General features: G+C 75.0%; 14 protein-coding genes. 8 read left to right on the forward strand and 6 right to left on the reverse strand.

Annotated elements, in window-relative coordinates; translation table 11 throughout:
- Positions 1 to 79 precede the first annotated feature (79 nt).
- Genes GA0070614_RS27630 through GA0070614_RS27640 form a run of 3 tightly spaced genes read left to right on the forward strand, consistent with a single transcriptional unit; the run spans position 80 to position 4,050 of the window.
- Positions 80 to 1,198, forward strand: a complete 1,119-nt coding sequence (locus GA0070614_RS27630) for a baeRF2 domain-containing protein (RefSeq protein ID WP_088978690.1) — start codon at positions 80 to 82, stop codon at positions 1,196 to 1,198.
- Entirely contained in the window at positions 1,191 to 2,951 is a 1,761-nt protein-coding gene (locus tag GA0070614_RS27635; protein ID WP_088978691.1) for a thiamine pyrophosphate-binding protein, read from the forward strand. Before GA0070614_RS27630 ends, GA0070614_RS27635 begins: the two co-directional genes overlap by 8 nt.
- A 46-nt stretch (positions 2,952 to 2,997) precedes the next feature.
- Positions 2,998 to 4,050 carry an iron-containing redox enzyme family protein gene (locus tag GA0070614_RS27640; RefSeq protein ID WP_088978692.1) on the forward strand — a complete coding sequence of 351 codons (1,053 nt, stop codon included), beginning with the start codon at positions 2,998 to 3,000 and terminating at the stop codon, positions 4,048 to 4,050.
- A 170-nt stretch (positions 4,051 to 4,220) separates the two neighbouring features.
- On the opposite strand, the gene GA0070614_RS27645 is transcribed toward GA0070614_RS27640, so the two are convergent.
- On the reverse strand, positions 4,221 to 4,436 hold the full coding sequence (locus tag GA0070614_RS27645) for a CDGSH iron-sulfur domain-containing protein (protein WP_088978693.1): 216 nt from the start codon (positions 4,434 to 4,436) through the stop codon (positions 4,221 to 4,223).
- Between the two features lie 191 nt (positions 4,437 to 4,627).
- On the opposite strand from GA0070614_RS27645, the gene GA0070614_RS27650 reads away from it, so the two are divergent.
- Together GA0070614_RS27650 and GA0070614_RS27655 are read left to right on the forward strand one after the other, a co-directional pair.
- Complete coding sequence (locus tag GA0070614_RS27650) at positions 4,628 to 6,040, forward strand: hypothetical protein (RefSeq protein WP_231933410.1); 1,413 nt, start codon at positions 4,628 to 4,630, stop codon at positions 6,038 to 6,040.
- Positions 6,041 to 6,319: 279 nt separating this feature from the next.
- Complete coding sequence (locus GA0070614_RS27655) at positions 6,320 to 7,468, forward strand: SigB/SigF/SigG family RNA polymerase sigma factor (protein WP_088978694.1); 1,149 nt, start codon at positions 6,320 to 6,322, stop codon at positions 7,466 to 7,468.
- A 323-nt stretch (positions 7,469 to 7,791) separates the two neighbouring features.
- On the opposite strand, the gene ctaD is transcribed toward GA0070614_RS27655, so the two are convergent.
- The 5 genes from ctaD to GA0070614_RS27680 form a co-directional block, all read right to left on the reverse strand.
- Positions 7,792 to 9,795 (reverse strand): aa3-type cytochrome oxidase subunit I, encoded by a 2,004-nt coding sequence (gene ctaD / locus GA0070614_RS27660; RefSeq protein ID WP_088978695.1) that lies wholly within the window; start codon positions 9,793 to 9,795, stop codon positions 7,792 to 7,794.
- Positions 9,796 to 9,882: 87 nt separating this feature from the next.
- Positions 9,883 to 10,611 (reverse strand): ATP-binding protein, encoded by a 729-nt coding sequence (locus GA0070614_RS27665; RefSeq protein WP_088978696.1) that lies wholly within the window; start codon positions 10,609 to 10,611, stop codon positions 9,883 to 9,885.
- Positions 10,612 to 10,700: 89 nt separating this feature from the next.
- On the reverse strand, positions 10,701 to 11,165 hold the full coding sequence (locus GA0070614_RS27670) for a DUF4383 domain-containing protein (protein ID WP_088978697.1): 465 nt from the start codon (positions 11,163 to 11,165) through the stop codon (positions 10,701 to 10,703).
- A gap of 99 nt (positions 11,166 to 11,264) precedes the next feature.
- On the reverse strand, positions 11,265 to 12,422 hold the full coding sequence (locus tag GA0070614_RS27675) for a glycosyltransferase (protein ID WP_088978698.1): 1,158 nt from the start codon (positions 12,420 to 12,422) through the stop codon (positions 11,265 to 11,267).
- Between the two features lie 106 nt (positions 12,423 to 12,528).
- Complete coding sequence (locus tag GA0070614_RS27680) at positions 12,529 to 13,452, reverse strand: glucosyl-3-phosphoglycerate synthase (protein WP_231933411.1); 924 nt, start codon at positions 13,450 to 13,452, stop codon at positions 12,529 to 12,531.
- Between the two features lie 311 nt (positions 13,453 to 13,763).
- Between GA0070614_RS27680 and GA0070614_RS27685 the strand changes: the two genes are divergently transcribed.
- The 3 genes from GA0070614_RS27685 to GA0070614_RS27695 are packed head-to-tail and all read left to right on the forward strand — an operon-like array spanning position 13,764 to position 17,664.
- A complete protein-coding gene (locus GA0070614_RS27685; protein WP_088978700.1) occupies positions 13,764 to 14,798 on the forward strand; it encodes a Gfo/Idh/MocA family protein in 1,035 nt (344 codons plus the stop codon).
- Positions 14,791 to 15,879 (forward strand): zinc-binding dehydrogenase, encoded by a 1,089-nt coding sequence (locus tag GA0070614_RS27690; RefSeq protein WP_088978701.1) that lies wholly within the window; start codon positions 14,791 to 14,793, stop codon positions 15,877 to 15,879. Before GA0070614_RS27685 ends, GA0070614_RS27690 begins: the two co-directional genes overlap by 8 nt.
- A gap of 39 nt (positions 15,880 to 15,918) precedes the next feature.
- Positions 15,919 to 17,664, forward strand: a complete 1,746-nt coding sequence (locus tag GA0070614_RS27695; protein WP_088978702.1) for an ABC transporter ATP-binding protein — start codon at positions 15,919 to 15,921, stop codon at positions 17,662 to 17,664.
- Positions 17,665 to 17,739: the final 75 nt, after the last annotated feature.

Raw genomic sequence — 17,739 nt, forward strand, 5'->3', positions numbered from 1 at the left:
TCACGCCCGGCGGGGCGGCGAGGTGACATCCCCGGTGGCGCGGGTAAGCGTGCGGCCGAGCTGGAAAGGGGTCTTGAGCATGCAGCTGTCCTTCCTGCGCCCGCTCTACGACCGGCCCGGGCCGTGGTGCTCGGTATACCTGGACGCCTCCCGGGACACCCACGACGCGCACCCGCAGGTCGACCTGCGCTGGCGGGCCCTCAAGGGCCAGTTGCTGGAGCAGGGCGCCGACGCCGCGAGCATCGACGCGATCGAACGGGTGGTACGCGGACACGACCCGATGCCCGGCGACTACGGCATCGCGGTCTTCGCCACCCGAGGTCACGTGGTGCTCACCGAGTACCTGACCGCACCGCCGCTGAAGGACCTGGCCGTCTGGTCGAACCTGCCGCACACCATGCCGCTGGTCGCCCAGCGGGGCGAGCAGATCGCCTGGGTGCGGGTGCTGGCCGACCGCCGGGGCGCCGACGCGATGGCGGTCAGCGCGGGCGGGGTGCCGCGCCGGGCGCACGTGCAGGGCCGGGAGAGCTGGCAGCTGCGCCGGGTGCAGCCGGGCGGCTGGTCGCAGTCCCGCTACCAGCGTGCGGCGATGGAGGCGTGGCACCACAACGCCGGTGACGCGGCCGCCGCCACCGTCGAGCTGGCCGAGAAGGTCGGCGCCGACGTGCTCGTGGTCGCCGGTGACGTCCGGGCCACCGGCATGATCGCCGCCCAACTGCCGGAGCGCTGGCAGGACATGGTGGTGCGCACCGACGCCGGCTCGCGCAACGTCGGGGCCGACGACACCCTGATGGACGACCTGACCGTGCAGACCATCGCCGAGGTCGCCGAGCAGCGGGTCGCCGCCGCCCTGGACCGCTTCGGCATGCAGGAGGACGTCGGGGCGGGGCTGGACGCGGTGGTCGCCGCCCTGCAACGCAACCAGGTCGACACCATGCTCATCGTCGACGACCCGTCGGCGAACGGGCAGCTCTGGATCGGCCCCGAACCGACCGACATCGCCACCGACCCGGGGCAGCTCGCGGCCGTGCGCGACCCGCAGCAGGTCCGAGCCGACGCCGCCCTGGTCCGGGCGCTGGTCGGCACCGACGCCGAGCTGGCCGTCCTCGGCCCGGACGAGGCGCCCGACCTGACCGACGGCGTCGGTGCGGTGCTGCGCTACGTCGACGCCGGGACCCCCGGCCGTGGCAATGGCTGACCGGACGGCGGCCGACCTGGTCGTGGACCGGCTGCGGGCCTGGCGGGTGCCCCGCGTCTTCGGCTACCCCGGGGCGGCGATCGCCCCGGTGGTCGAGGCGCTGGACGCCGCCGGGGGCGACCCGGAGTTCGTCCCGGCCCGGCACGAGGAGAGCGCCGCCTTCATGGCGACCGGCCACGCCAAGTTCACCGGGGAGATCGGCGTCTGCCTGGCCACCCAGGGCCCCAGCGCGGTGCACCTGCTCAACGGCCTGTACGACGCCAAGCTGGACAGCAAGCCGGTGGTGGCCCTCGTCGGGGAGGACATCACCGGCCCGCTGGGCGGCGCGCACGAGGAGATCGGGCTGAGCCGCCTCTTCGGCGACGTCTGCAACCAGTTCGTCCGCTACGCCCGCTCCCCGGCGCACCTGCCGGTCCTGCTGGACCAGGCGTTCCGGACCGCCGCGGCGACCCGCAGCCCCACCTGCGTGGTGCTGCCCCGGGAGGTGCAGGAGGCCGTGGTGCCCGACCTGCAACCGCACGCGGCCGGGGTGGTGACCGCCACGCCGGGGGAGCCGCTGGCCCGGGTGCTGCCGCACGAGGCCGACCTGGACGCCGCCGCGTCGCTGCTCACCGTGGGCCACCGGGTGGCGATCCTGGTGGGCCAGGGAGCCCGGGGCGCGGACGACGAGGTCGTCGCGCTCGCCGACCGGCTCGGCGCGGGGGTGGCCACCTCGCTGCTCGGCAAGCCGGTGCTCGACGAGCGGCTGCCCTTCCACACCGGGGTGCTGGGCGAGGTGGGCACCCCGGCGGCGGCGCAGCTGATGGGCGGGGCGGACACCCTCCTGCTGGTCGGCACGAACGACCCGTGGACCGACTACTTCCCGATGCCGGGGCAGACCCGCACGGTGCAGATCGACATCGACGGGCGGCGGATCGGCAACCGCTACCCGGTGGACGTGCCGCTGGTCGGCGACGCCGCCGAGACGCTGCGCGCCCTGCTGGCCCGGGTCCCCGACCAGCCCAACCGGCAGTGGCGGGCCACCGTCGAGGGCTCGGTCGACCGGTGGCGCCGGCACGCCGTCGACCGGGCCGTCGCGTCGGCCGAGCCGGTGAACCCGCAGCTGGTGCTGCACGAACTCTCCGCCCGGCTGCCCCGCTGCGGCGCGGTCGCCGTCGACGTGGGGTCGGTCACCTACTGGTACGCCCGCCACCTGGAGCTGCCGCCGGGGGTGAACGCCCAGCTCTGCGGCACCCTCGGCTCGATGGGCTGCGCCCTGCCGTACGCGGTCGCGGCCAAGCTGGCCCGGCCGCACGAGCCGGTGGTGGCGTTGGTCGGCGACGGGGCGATGCAGCTCAACGGCCTGGCGGAGTTGATCACCGTGGCGGACCGGTGGTCGGAGTGGACCGACCCGCGGCTGGTGGTGCTGGTGCTCAACAACCGTGGCCGCTCCGGCACCGGGGGCGGACGGCCGGGCGGCGACGCCTCGCCGCGCCGCCCCGACGTGCCGTACGCCGGCTGGGGTCGGCTGCTCGGTCTGCACGGCGTACGGGTGGACCGGCCGGAGCTGGTCGGGGCGGCCTGGGACGAGGCGCTCGCCGCGGACCGGCCCTGCGTGCTGGAGGCGGTGGTGGACCCGGCGGTGCCGTTGCGCCCACCGGAGCCGGCCCTGGCCGACCTGCGTGGGATCGTCGCCGACGGCGACGCGGTACGGCGGGTCCGCGACACGATGCTGCGGGCCCGCACGGCGGTGGAGGCGGAGGACCTCGTTTAGCGGTACCCCGCCCGGGCATCAGAGACCAGCCGTCCCAGGAGGTCCCATGTCCGATGCCGTCGACCGTCGCTACGGCCCCGCGCCACTGCCGCAGCCCCGGGGCGTGGTCTCCGCCGCGCTTGTCGACGCGCTGCGCGAGCCGCCGCACGACCTGCCGATGGACCTCGGCGCGCGGCTGGTCACCGACGACCCGCTCGACGACGAGGACCTCCAGCTGACCCTGTTCCTCTGCTACGAGCTGCACTACCGCGGCTGGCGGGCGGTGGACGACGACTGGGAGTGGCAGCCCACCCTGGTGGCGCTCCGGTCGGTCGCCGAGCGGGCCTTCGAGGCGGCGCTGCGCCGGCTGGTCGGCCCGCTGCCGGCGGTGCTGCCCGGCGGTGTGCCCCGGGCGCTGGCCGAGCTGGTGGCCGCCGACGACGGGCCGTCGCTCGCCGTCGCGTTGCAGCGCCGGGCCACCCTGGCGCAGTTCCGCGAGTTCGTCGCCCACCGGTCGATCTACCACCTGCGCGAGGCCGACCCGCACAGCTGGGGGCTGCCCCGGCTCGGCGGGCCGGCGAAGGCCGCCCTGGTGGAGATCCAGATGGACGAGTACGGCAACGGCCGGCTGGACCGGATGCACGCCGAGCTGTTCCGCGCCACCCTCGGCCGGCTGGGCCTGGACACCGGGTACGCCGCCCACCTGGACCTGGTCCCGGCGGTCACCCTGGCCACGAACAACCTGATCTCGCTGTTCGGGCTGCGCCGACGGCTGCGCGGCGCGCTCCTGGGCCACCTCGCCGCCTTCGAGATGACCTCGTCGCTGCCGAACCGCCGCTACGGCAACGGCCTGCGCCGGCTCGGCCTGGACGAGGTCGCCACCCGCTTCTACGACGAGCACGTCGAGGCCGACGCGGTGCACGAGCAGATCGCCGCGTACGACCTGTGCGGCGGGCTGGTGCGCGCGGAGCCCGGGCTCACCGCCGACGTGCTGTTCGGCGCGGCCGCCGCGCTGGCGGTGGACCGGCTCTTCGCGGCGCACCTGCTCGACAGCTGGGCCGCCGGCCGCTCCTCCCTGCGCCCCGCCCCCGCCCCACTCGCCGTACCCACCGCCGCCTGACCCCCGGCCTCACCGCAGCACTCGGTGGCCCCGCCGCCTCCCGCCCCCGGCTGCCGGACTCCGACGCCGGCGGTGATCAAGAGGTTCGCGTAGCGATCCGACCCGAAGACGTGCCCGAACCTCTTGATCACCGGCGTGCTCGTCAGGTGGCCGGGGCGGGGTGGGGGGAGTCAGCCGGCACGGAAGTTCACCGCCTTGTGGGTGCCGTCGCAGAACGGCTTCAGCGCCGACTTGCCGCACCGGCACAGGGCGACCGTGCCCCGCCGCGTGTCGATCGCCCGCCCGTCCGGGGTGACCAGGGCGAAGTCGCCCCGGACCAGCAGTGGGCCGTCCGGGTAGGGGGTGATGATGGCCGCCGCGTCGGCGGTGGGGTCCTCGGCGCTCATGCGTCGGATGTGCCCGTGCCGGTCCCGCCGAAACTCCCGCGCGCAGCCGTCCCGCCTGGGCGGTCCCGTCCCGGGCGGACCGCGACCGGCGTACCGCCACCGACCCGGTGATTGCCCCCAATGCCCCGTTTAGACCCCATCGGTACGGGAAGCCGGGCCGCGTGGTGAGCGATCGAGGCAAGGTGGGGCCGGTGCCCGAGGTGCAGAAGGGGCTCGTGGCCGAGGGCGCGGGTCTGGCCGGCGACCGGGTGGTGGCGGCGGGCAGCACCGCACGGGTGCTGGTGGCCGCCGCCGCCCGGGCGTTGCGCGGCGCCGACTGCGCCGACCTCGGCCAGCCGACCCCGCTGTCCCGGTTCACCGCCGCGCCCGAGGTGGTGCGCCGCGCCGCCGCCGCCCGGGCCGCCGGACGGGTCGCGCTCACCCCGGAGCAGACCGCCGAGGTGGAGGCCGAACGGGTGGCCCGGTGGATCGTCGACCAGTACCCCCGCCGGCGCTACCCGGGCGTGGTCGTGGGCTCGCCGCACGCCGCCGCGGTGCACCTGGCGGTCGCGCTCGGCGTACCGTGGCTGCCCGCCGGCTTCGAGATGAGCGCGCACTGGACCCGGGGGTCGGTGGACCGCCCCCGGGCCGCCCTCGACCACGGCGCGGCGCTCGCCGCCCGGCTGCTGGCCGGCAACCCCGATCTGCACGTACGGCAGGTGCACTGCCCGGCGAGCCGGGGCGCGCTGGCCGGGGCGACCGTGTCGCTGCTGGCCCGGTGGCGGGCCCTGCCGGCGGCGTACGCCCGGTTCCTGGGCGACCGGCTGCTGCCCGGCGCCCCGGTGCTGGTGGTCCGTGACGCGCGGACCTGGCCGGTGCTCGACGAGGGCCGGGGGCACAGCTTCCAGCTCGGCTGCCCGTCCAGCGGGCTGGAGCCGGTGGACTTCCACCCGGATTCGCCCGCCCTGCGCCAGCTGCTCCGCGCCGCCGGTGGCGACGGCGCCCACTGGGAGCCACCGGAGGTCTCCGCCGCCGGGGAGCACGCCGAGCACGGCGTCGAGCCGGGCTTCGCCGAGGCGGCCCGGCGCTGGGCGGGGCGCCACGGCCACGACCTGCACGAGGTGCACGTCCCGCACCCGGCCGCGCTGAGCGCCGCCGTCGCCGACCTCTACCGGCGCTGGCTGCGGCGGGCCGGCAAGACCGGTGACCGGTTGGTGGTCGAGTGCGGGCGGTTGTTCGACCCGTGGCAGGTGGTGCGCGCGGGGCTGGTGCCCTACTGGTGCGAGAACGCCACCCGGCGCAGCGTCGAGGCGGCGGAGTGGTGGCTCGCCGGCAGCGAGCCGTTCAGCTCGGTGGACGTGCTGCCGGAGTCGCCCGGCATGCGTACCCCGGCGCTGGCCGGACTGCCGCAGTGGCTCGCCGTGGCCGCGTTCGGCCGTCGCCGCCGGGCCCTGGACCGGACCGCCGCCCGCGGCTACCCGGTCGCCACCGTCCCCACCCGCCGGGCCACCGAGGTGCTCCGCAACCAGCCGTACGACCTGCCGGTCCCGCCGCCGCTGACCGCCGCCGAGGCCGTCGCCGCGCTGCGGGACGGTGGCGCCCCGCTCGGGCTGGCCGTGACCTGACCGGGCGGAAACCGGACGCCGGGCGGGCCAGCACCCGACCCGGCGGCCCGAGCTGCCGAAACATCCTCGCGAACCCCGGGTCCCGTGATTGAGTACCTACGGAGCGGGAACACCGCTCGCTGCGACGGCCTGACATGCCGTGCGGCGCGCTCTCTGCCGCTCCCGCGCGTCCGGTGACACCGGCGCGTCACGTGACCCAACTTCCGGCCCGGTGCGTGGCCCGACCACGCGCACGACCGGCTCCGATCCGGGCGGGGGACCTTCCTGAGGGAGGCGCGGATGTTCGGACAGACCACCACGACCACGACCACGGCACCGCCGACCAACGAGCGCGGCCTGGAGGACCTGGACGCCGCCGCGCTGGCGTACGCGGCGCGGATCGAGGGACTGCCGCCCGAGCGGCGGCAGGAGGCACGCGACGACCTGGTCCGGTTCGCCCTGCCCTTCGCCGGCCGGCTGGCCCGCCGGTACCGGGGACGGGGTGAGCCGCTGGAGGACCTGGAGCAGGTGGCCCGGCTCGGCCTGGTCAACGCCGTCGACCGGTACGACCCGGAGCGGGGCTCGTTCACCGCGTACGCCGCCATCACCATCGTCGGCGAGATCAAGCGGCACTTCCGCGACCGCACCTGGGGCGTGCACGTGCCCCGCCGGCTGCGCGACCTGATCCTGGAGGTCGGGCAGGCCACCGCGGCGCTGACCAGCGAGCTGTCCCGGGCGCCCAGCGTGGCGGAGCTGGCCGCGCGGCTGGAGACCCCCGAGGAGGAGATCCTCGCCGCGCTGGAGTCGGCCGCCGGCTACAGCCCGGCCTCGCTGAACGCGCCGGTCGGCGGGGAGAGCTCCGCCGAGTTCGGCGACCTCGTCGGCGAGTCGGACAACGCCCTGGAGTCGGTGGACGACCGGGTGACGGTCAGCGGGCTGCTGCACCGCCTGCCCTGGCGCGAGCGGCGCATCCTGGCCATGCGCTTCTACGGCAACCAGACCCAGGCGGAGATCGCGGCCCGGTTCGGCATCTCGCAGATGCACGTCTCCCGGCTGCTGTCCCGCGCGCTGACCTGGCTGCGCCAGGCCATGCTGGCCGACGCCCCGCCGCCCTGGCAGAACGGCGTCGCCGAGTCCGAGACCGGGCGCAACCGGATCGCCCTCAAGCGCACCGGCGACCGGGTGGTGGTGGAGATCGGCGGCGAGATCGACCGGGACGGCGCCGACCAGCTGCGCCGGGTGATGCTGGAGGCGGTCACCGGCCGGCCCCGTGAGGTCGTGGTCGACCTGGACGGTGCCGGTGGGGTCGACGCCGGTGGGATCGCGGCGCTGATGGCCGGCCGGGACGCCGCCGCCCGCACCGGCGTCCCGCTGCGGCTGACCCGGGTGCAGCCCGCGGTACGCCGCTCGCTGGCGGCGGCCGGCCTGCCGGCCACCGTCGAAGCCTGACCGCTGCGTGGCCCGACCCCGGCGCGGCCCGCCCGCGCCGGGGTCGGACCGCACCCGTCACGCCGACGCGGGCCCCCACATCCGCCCTCGCCCGGAAGGCCGGGCCGTGGACCGGCTGTGCGATCAGGTCGGTAGCCGGCCACCACCGGCGCCGCCGGTCCGGGCCGAACCCGCAGGGGCGGGGTGGTCGGGCCGTCTCACCTGGTCCGACCGACGGTGGCTGCCGCGACGAGCGCGCCGACCGGCCACGGGCCGAGGGCGACCGTGCCGAACCCGACAGGTGGACGGGCCGCAACCGAGCGGCGTCGCCGGTCGTGTCCCGCTCAGTGCTCCTCGGTGTCGCCGTGCCCGCGCGGGTGCCGCCACCGCTCGTTCTCCTGCGGCGCCCGCTCCGCGCCCAGGGCGCCGGTCTCCGGCTCGTCGGTCTCCTCGAAGCTGGGCCGGCGCACCTCCTCCGGCTCCGGCACGTCCACCGGCCGGGCGCCGGACTGCGGGGCGGGGTGGTACGCCTCCGCCGCCCGCGCGCCGTGCGCGCCCTCGGCCGCCGGCGACTCCGGAAGGTGCTTCTCCCGGTGCAGTTCCTCGCGGAACTCCTGCGGCGGGCGGGTGGTGCGCTGCGGCAGGTCCCGGCCCAGGTCGGCGACGAGTGGACCGTACTTGGCGTCGAAGGCGGGCCGCTCGGAGCGGATCCGGGGCATCCGGTCGAAGTTGCGCAGCGGCGGTGGGCAGGTGGTGGCCCACTCCAGGGAGTTGCCGAAGCCCCACGGGTCGTCCACGGTCACCATCGCGCCGTACCGCCAGGACTTCCAGATGTTCCAGATCAGGAACAGCGTGGACGCGCCGAGGACGAACGCGCCGACGGTCGAGACGATGTTGAGCACGGTGAAGCCGTCGCTGGGCAGGTAGTCGGCGTACCGGCGGGGCATGCCCTCGTTGCCGAGCCAGTGCTGCACCAGGAAGGTGGCGTGGAAGCCGAGGAACATGGTCCAGAAGTGCAGCTTGCCGAGGCGTTCGTCGAGCAGCCGGCCGGTCATCTTCGGGAACCAGAAGTACAGCCCGCCGAACGCGGCGAAGACGATGGTGCCGAAGAGCACGTAGTGGAAGTGCGCCACCACGAAGTAGGTGTCGGTGACGTGGAAGTCCACCGGCGGGCTGGCCAGCAGCACGCCGGTCAGGCCGCCGAGCAGGAAGGTGACCAGGAAGCCGACGGCGAAGAGCATCGGCGTCTCGAAGGTGATCTGCCCCTTCCACATGGTGCCGATCCAGTTGAAGAACTTCACCCCGGTGGGGACCGCGATCAGGTAGCTCAGGAAGCTGAAGAACGGCAGCAGCACCTGCCCGGTGGCGAACATGTGGTGCGCCCAGACGCTCATCGACAACACCGTGATGGCGATGGTGGCCAGCACCAGACCGGTGTAGCCGAAGATCGGCTTGCGGGCGAAGACCGGGATGATCTCGGTGATGATGCCGAAGAACGGCAGCGCGATGATGTAGACCTCGGGGTGGCCGAAGAACCAGAACAGGTGCTGCCAGAGCATCTGCCCACCGGTGGTGGAGTCGAACACGTGGGCGCCGAGCAGCCGGTCCGCGGCGAGCGCGAACAGGGCGGCGGCCAGCAGCGGGAAGACCAGGAGCACCAGCACGCTGGTCAGCAGCAGGTTCCAGGTGAAGATCGGCATCCGGAACAGGGTCATGCCGGGCGCGCGCAGGGTCAGCACGGTCGTGATCAGGTTGACCGCGCCGAGGATGGTGCCCAGACCCGAGACGGCCAGGCCGACCACCCACATGTTCGCCCCGACGCCCGGCGAGTGCTCGGCCGTGCTCAGCGGGGTGTAGGCGGTCCACCCGAAGTCGGCGGCCCCCTGGGGGGTGAAGAAGGCGGCCATGACGATCAGCGCGCCGAAGAAGTAGAGCCAGTACGCGAACGCGTTCAGCCGGGGGAACGCCACGTCGGGCGCGCCGATCTGCAACGGCACCAGGTAGTTGCCGAACCCGAACACCATCGGCGTCGCGAAGAGCAGCAGCATGATCGTGCCGTGCATGGTGAACATCTGGTTGTACTGCTCGGGGGAGAGGATCTGCATCCCCGGCTGGCCCAGCTCGGCCCGGATCAGCAGGGCCATGAATCCGCCGATGATGAAGTAGGCGAAGGACGTGCCGAGGTAGAGCAGGCCGATCAACTTGGCGTCGGTGGTCCCCAGCAGCTTGATCAGCGAGCTGCCCTTGAGGGCCGGCCGGACCGGGCCGGGGTAGCCGCCGAACCGGGCCGGTGCGAGGATCGCCGGCCCCCGGTCTCGTGCGGGCTCCGTGGTTACCCGTCTGGGCATGGCTCTCACCCCGTCGTCACGACAGAAAGGACGGGCGCGACTACCCGCCCCTCCGCCTATGTAACCAGGCGAGAGAGGTAATTTCGGTCAAACCGCCGGCACGAGGGCCCAGACGACCTTCCCGTCGCCGAGCGGCGAGCTGCCCCAGCGCTGCGCCACCTCGCGGACCAGCAGCAGCCCCCGGCCGCCCTCGGCGCGCAGCTCCGGGCACCCGGCCCGGGCCGCCGTCGGGCTGCCGTCGGCCACCGACACCTGCAGGTACGGCCGGCGCAACGTCAGCGTCACCTGCATCGGGGTGTGCGCGTGCCGGACCACGTTGCCCACCAGCTCGCTGAGCACCAGCGAGGCCGGGCCGGCCAGCTCCGGCACGTTCCACCGGCCGCACGCCTCCGCGACCAGCTCCCGGGCCTTGCGGCAGGCGGTCGCCACCGGCTCCAGTCGCATCCGCAGCCGCGGCGACGCGGACGCTCCGGCCAGCTCGGCGGCCTCGGCGCAGTTGCGGCGTACCGGCACCACCCGGCAGGCGGTGGACTCGGCGAGCCAGGCGGCGGCGTCCGGCGGGGGAGAGCAGAGCACGACCGGCACGGCCGGCCAGTCCGCGGCCCGCCGGCAGGCCGCCGCGAAGACGGACAACGCCAGCCGGTCGGTGACCCGGACGCCGCCGAGGTCGACCACGAGCGCGTCCGGCTGACTGGTCAGGCAGCGGTCCAGCACGGTGTGCACCGCGCGCATCGTGGCCATGTCCAGCGCGCCGGCGAGCCGCACGACGGTCACCGGGGACTCGTCGTGGACCTCACAGCTGATCCGGCTCGCCATCGGCTCCTCCGCTCATGTGCTGGCAGATCCCCGCAGGTACCCGCCGCAGAGCGGGACGAAACCGGACCGCGCCGCCCACCACGGCCGACTCAGTGGCGATCCCCGTCACGTCCGGCGAGCACGCCCAGACCGAGCATGCCGACCCCCAGCCCCAGGTGCAGCAGGTCGTCCGCGCCGTCGACCGGCAGGACGTTCGCGGCGCTGCGATGGTCGACCGCCAGCCCGTACAGCCAGAGCACGAGATAGACCGCCCCGCCGCCGACCAGGTACGCGCGGGCCCGCACGACGGTGCGCGCCAGCACCAGCCCGGCCACCCCGAAGGCCAGGTGCACCAGGTTGTGCAGCACCGACACCTGGAACACCCCGAACAGCTGCGCGCCGGACTGGTGCCCGGCCAGCCGCAGATCGGCGTACCCGGTGGTGATGCCGGGCACGAAGCCCAGCGCGCCGACGAGCAGGAAGAGCACCCCGACGGTGGCCGCGGCCCGCCGCACCGGCGCACGACCGTCCGCCGGGTTGCGCCGGGCCCGGGAGTGGGCCATCGGACCCACCATGGCGGGCTCCCTCCGTCGCGCCGCGCGTACCCGGGCCCGGAAGGGACAAACCCCGGTCCGGACCCCGCGCGGGGTCCGGACCGGGGTCGGTCGTACGGCTCAGGCGGCCTGCAGCTGGGGCACCCGTGCGCCCCGCCGGACCCGCTCGTAGAGGTCGACGTACCGCTGCGCCATCACCGCCGGGGTGAACCGGACGGCCGCCTCCCGCCGGCACTCGTCGGCGTCCAGCAGGCCGGCCGCGAGCAGCAGGTCGCCCAGCTCGTCCTCGTCGCCGGTGAGCAGCCCGGTGCGGCCGTGCTCGATCAGCTCGGGCAGGCAGCCGCGGGCGGTCGCCACCACCGGCGTGCCCAGCGCCAGCGACTCCACCACGGCCGTGCCGCCCGGCTCCTCCCACCGCAGCGGGAACAGCGACGCCTTCGCCCCGGCCAGCAGGTCGTCACGCTCCTGCCCGGCGACGGTGCCCACCCACCGGACCAACTCTCCGTCGACGTGCGGGGCCACCTCGTCGTAGAAGAACCGGACGTCCGGGTTCTGCCGGGCCTCGTCCCCGGCCGCGGCCAGGTCCTCCGGCCGGTGGTACGGCCCGACCGGCCCGGCGAGCACCAGCGGCACCCCGACCCGCTGGGCCAGCCGGGCGCCGACGTCCTGCCCCTTGCCCGGGTTGATCCGGCCCAGGATGATCGCGTAGTCGCCCTTCTCCGGCCGGGGCGCGCGGTCCGCGCCGACGGCCAGCGGCGTGGACAGGTGCACGTGCCCGACGGAGTGCGCCTGCAACGCCCGGGGGGCGCGGGCGAGCTGCGAGGCGGAGACGCCGTTGACCCGGACCCGCTCGCCGGCGTCGAGGTTGCCGTACAGCTCCGGGTGCTTGGCCAGGTCCCAGTGCAGGGTGTGCAGCACCGGCGGGGCGTCCGGGCCCATCGCCGAGAGGGTGGCCAGGCCGACCGCCTCCACGTGGTCGTGCACCAGGTCGATGTCGTCGCGGGTGTGCAACTGCCGGACGACGCCGTTGAGGTGCGCCTGGGAGACCCCGCACACCTGGTTGTACGGCCGTTGCAGGGCGTGGAACTGCCCGTCGGGGAAGACGGAGAACTTCTCGTCCACCGGCAGCGTGCTGCTGTCGACCGAGGCGAGCACCACCTTCACCCCGAGCCGCCGCAACTCCGGCACCAGGGTGGCGATGACGTTCTCGATGCCGCCGTAGCCGGGGGGCGGCACGGACAGCCAGGGGCCGGCGTTCATCAGGACCGTGAGACTCATCGCGCTGTCTTCCTTCCCTCGGCGGGGCCCCCGTCGGTCACCCGCTGCACGCCGTCGACCGACCCGTGGGGCCGGCCGTCCCGCTCCGGTCGTCGCGACCGGACGTTCACGCCGCCGCCACCCGCCGGCGCGGCACCCGGTGGCGCAGCTGCGCCAGCGGCGGACGCTCCTGCACGGAGACGTCGCTGACCACGATCTCCCGGTCCAGGTTCGGCAGCGCGTCCGAGCCGCCCCGGCGGAACTGGGTCAGCAGGGCCGCCGGCACCGTGCCCGGGCTGGCCCAACCGCGTCGCTGCAACCGCGACCAGGCGGTCTGCATGATCTGCGCCGACATCCGGCCCAGCGCCGCGGTGTCCTGGTGGCGGTGCTTGCGCTCGCCGAGGTCGACCTGGGCCAGCGCGTCCAGCCCCACCAGCTCCAGCAGGTCGATGAGCATCGCCGTCTCGACCCCGTACCCGGAGACGAAGGGCACCTGCTCCAGCACCTCGCGCCGGCCCGCGTACTCGCCGGCCAGCGGCTGCACGAAACCGGCCAGCTCCGGCCAGAAGAGGTTGAGCAGCGGCCGGGCCATCAGCTCCGTCACCCGCCCGCCACCGTCGGCCTCCACGCTGTGCGCCCCGACCAGCGGCCGGTGGTAGAAGCCCTTCACGAAGTCGACCGACGGATCGGTCAGCAACGGTCCGAGCAGGCCCGTCACGAAGTGCGGCCGGAACTCGCGCAGGTCGGCGTCGATGAAGGCGACGATGTCGCCCTCGGCGGCGGCCAGGCCGGCCCAGAGCGCGTCGCCCTTGCCGGTCAGTCGGGGCAGGCCCCGGGTCATCTCGTCCTGGCCGACCACCTCGGCACCGGCGGCGCGGGCCACCTGCGCGGTCCGGTCGGTCGACCGGGAGTCGACCACGATCAGCTCGTCGACCAGGGCGACCCGGTCCATCAGGTGTTCGCGGATCGTGGAGACGATCGCCCCGACCGTGGCCTCCTCGTTACGGGCGGGCAGCACGACGCTGACCCTGCTGCCACCCTTGGCGCGCATGAGCCGACGTGCCGGCCAGTCCCGTGCCGACGTCGTGCGATACGTGGCCCATGCCTCCACGACGGGTAAGACGATCGCTTCTGTATCCCGCACTGACACACCCCCAGATCGTGGCGGAAACGCGGAGTGGGTTTTCCCGAATCCGCCCGCGCGCTAACCGGATCATGCCTAACAGCTTGATCACGAAGGGTTCTCCGGTCGGTTCCGGGCAGATGAACGGTGCATTGCGCGCCCCGTCGGGTTTTACGTTCCGTCGCCGGGGGGAGTGCTGTCTCCGCTAGTCGTGACACAGCGTCGAGAGGGTCGGTGGAATGCGCACGTGCCGGGTGGGACTGGTCGGGGCCGGTGGGGTGGCGCAACGTCATGCCCGCGTGTTGGCCGGATTCGAGGACGTGGAACTGCTCGGGGTGACCGATGTGGCCCGGGACGCGGCGACGGAGCTGGCCGGCGCGCACGGCGGCCGCAGCTTCGCCGACATCGACGAGCTGCTCGCCGCCGGACCGGACGCGGTGTACGTCTGCGTGCCGCCGTTCGCGCACGGGCCGGTGGAGGAGGCGGTGATCGCCGCCGGCATCCCGATGTTCGTGGAGAAGCCGGTCGCGGTGGACCTGGACACCGCCGAGCGGATCGCCGCGCTGGTGCAGGAGCGGGGACTGCTCACCGCCGTCGGGCACCACTGGCGGTACCTGCACGTGGTGGAGCAGGCGCGGCAGCTGCTCGCCGACCGTCCGGTGCGGATGGTCAACGGGGCCTGGCTGGACAAGGTCCCGCCGGTGTCCTGGTGGGCGGTGCGGGAGCGCTCCGGCGGACCGGTCGTCGAGCAGGCCGCGCACGTGCTGGACCTGGTCCGCTCGCTGGTCGGCGAGGCGGTCGAGGTGACCGCGTACGGCGACGGCACGCCGCCGCCGGTCGACGGCGCCGACATCGACTCGGTGACCGCCGCCACCCTCCGCTTCGCCGGCGGGGCGGTCGGCACCCTCGCCGCGGCCTGCGTGCTGACCTGGAAGCACCGGGCCGGCCTGGAGATCCTCGCCGACGGCCTGGCGCTGTCGCTGGCCGAGGACGGCCTGGTGATCCGCGACGCCGACGGCGAGCGGCGCGTCGAGTCCGACCCGGACGGCGCGCGGGTCGCCGTGGACCGGGCCTTCATCGACGCGGTGACCGGGGTCGGCGACGACATCCGGGTGCCGTACGCCGAGGCGCTGCGCACCCAGCGGCTCGCCCTCGCGGTCGCCGAGAGCGCCCGCACCGGCCGCAGCGTCACGCTGCCCACCGGCCCGGCCGCCACTCGGTCGGTCGCCGCCGTGCCGACCGCCGTCACCGAAGAGGTGAGCGTCGATGCGTGACAAGGTCGTGGTGGTCAGCGGACCCGGCCGGGTGGAGCTGACCGAGCAGGACGCCGCCGAGCTGCCCGAGGGCTCGTTCCGGGTGGAGACGCTCTACAGCGGCGTCTCCGCCGGCACCGAGCTGAGCTTCGTCAAGGGCACCAACCCGTACCTCAACGTCACCTGGAACCCGGACCTGGGCCTGTTCCAGCCGGGGGAGGCGAGCACCCCGTACCCGGTCACCCGGCTGGGGTACATGCAGGTCGGGCGGGTGGTGGAGAGCCGTACCCCGGCCGTCGCCGTCGGCACGGTGGGGGCCATGACGTACGGCCACCGCACCGGCTACGTGGCCGACCCGCTCGCCGAACGCTTCGTCCCGCTCCCCGACGACCTGGACCCGATGCTCGGCGTCTACGTCGCCCACATGGGCCCGATCTGTGCCAACGGCCTGCTGCACGCCGCCGCCGACCTGTGCGGCACCGATGTGCGCTCGCTCGGCGACGGGGTGCGCGGGCGGCGGGTCGCGGTGGTCGGCAGCGGGGTGGTGGCGCTGCTGACCGCCCTGTTCGCCAAGCGGCACGGGGCGGCCTCGGTGGTGGTGCTGGACCCCACGCCGCAGCGGCGGCAGGTCGCCGAGGCGCTCGGCCTGGAGACCCTCGACCCGGAGGCCGACGACCCGGCCGTGGTGCTGAAGACCCGGTGGAACCACGCCGCCGGCGACCGGGGCGCCGACGTGGTGTTCCAGTGCCGGGGGCAGGCGTGGGCGCTGCACCTGGCGCTGCGCCTGCTGCGCCCCCAGGGCACCGTGATCGACCTGGCCTTCTACCAGGACGGCGCGGACGCCGTGCGGCTCGGCGAGGAGTTCCACCACAACGGGCTGTCGCTGCGCTGCGCCCAGATCGGCCGGGTGCCGCGCGGGCTCGCCCCGACCTGGGACCGGGAGCGGCTCTCCGCCGAGACGATCGAGCTGCTGCGGCAGTACGGCGACGTGATCCGCAAGCACCTGGTCTCCGCCGTGGTGCCGTTCGACGAGGCCCCGGGGCTGCTGACCGACCTGGCCGCGCGGCGCCGGCAGGAACTCCAGGTGATCTTCACCGGCTGAGCCGGTCCGGCCCTGGGCGGGGGCGGCTACGGTCGGGCCATGACCGTCGAGACCGCCGGCCGGCCGGGCCTGGCTGCCCTGCTGCCCTACCTGCGCGCCCATCGCGGCACCCTCGTCGCGGTGGGCGCGTTGTCGCTCGTCGGCGCCGGGGCGGCGCTGGCCCAGCCGCTGCTGACCCGGCAGGTGCTCGACTCCCTGGCCGCGGCCCGACCGGTCGCCGGCCTGGTCGTCGTGCTGGTCGCCCTGGTGGTGGCCGGGGCGGCTCTCGGCGGGCTCCGCGACTACCTGCTGCAACGCACCGCCGAGGGGGTGGTGCTGGGCACCCGCCGCCGGCTCGCCGGGCACCTGCTGCGGCTGCCGATCGTGGAGTACGACCGGCGCCGCACCGGCGACCTGCTCTCCCGGGTCGGCTCCGACACCACCCTGCTGCGGGCGGTGGTCACCTCCGGGCTCTTCGAGACGGTCACCGGAGCGGTGATGGTGCTCGGCGCGGCGACCGCGATGGCCCTGCTCGACCCGGTGCTGTTCGGGGTGACCCTGCTCGGGGTCGCCGCCGGGGTGGGCTTCGCGCTCACCGTCGCCCGCCGGGTGCGCGGCCTGTCCCGCGCCGCCCAGGAGCGGGTCGGGGAGATGACCTCCGCCGTGGAGCGCGCGATCTCCGCCGCCCGCACCATCCGCGCCGCCCGGGCCGAGGGCCGCGAGGCCGCCACGGTCGGGGTCAGCGCGCAGGCGGCGTACGCGGCCGGGCTGCGGGTGGCCCGGGTGCAGGCCGTCGTCGGCCCGGTCAGCACGGTCACCATCCAGGGCGCGTTCCTGCTGGTCCTCGGCGTCGGCGGGGCCCGGGTGGCGGCCGGCGCGATCACCGTCGGCGATCTGGTCGCCTTCGTGATGTTCCTGTTCTTCCTGGTCCTGCCGTTGGGTCAGGCGGTGCACGCGTACACCCAGCTGCAGACCGGGCTCGGCGCGTTGCAGCGCATCGAGGAGGTGCTGGCCGTACCGGCGGAGGAGACCGCGGACCGGGCCGGGCCGGCGCCGGTCCCGCCGCCCGGACGCCCGGCGGTGATCGAGTTCGACCGGGTCGGGTTCGGCTACCCGGACGGCCCGGCGGTGCTGCACGAGGTGAGCTTCACCGTGCCCGCCGGCGCCCGCACCGCCCTGGTCGGCCCCTCCGGCGCCGGCAAGTCCACCCTGCTGGCGCTGGTGGAACGCTTCTACGACGTCACCGCCGGGGCGTTGCGCATCGACGGCGTCGACGTGCGCGACCTGCCCCGCGACGCGCTGCGGTCCCGGCTCGGCTACGTCGAGCAGGAGGCCCCGGTGCTCGCCGGGACGCTGCGGGACAATCTGCTCATCGGCGCCCCGGACGCCAGCGAGGCCACCCTGCGCGACGCGCTCGAACAGGTCAACCTGACCCACCTCGCCACCCGCGCCCCCGAGGGGTTGGACGTGCAGGTGGGGGAGGGCGGGGTGCTGCTCTCCGGCGGCGAACGGCAGCGGCTGGCCATCGCCCGCGCGCTGCTCGCCGGGCCGCCGGTGCTGCTGCTCGACGAGCCGACCAGCAACCTCGACGCCCGCAACGAGGCGGCCCTGCGCCGGGCCATCGACGCGGTGGCCCGGCGGCGCACCCTGCTGATCGTCGCCCACCGGCTGGCCACCGTCGTCGACGCCGACCAGATCGTGGTGCTCGACGGCGGACGGGTGGTGGCGGTCGGCACCCACGACGAATTGACGGTCACCAGTCCGCTCTATCGGGAGCTGGCCGCTCACCAGCTGCTGGTGAGCTGACCCGGCCCACCCCCGCTGAGCTGGGCGGACGCCCGGCCGTTCGGGCCGGCGGCGCGCCCCTGACGAGCCGGGCAG

The sequence above is a fragment of the Micromonospora coxensis genome (assembly GCF_900090295.1).
Taxonomy (GTDB): Bacteria; Actinomycetota; Actinomycetes; order Mycobacteriales; family Micromonosporaceae; genus Micromonospora; species Micromonospora coxensis.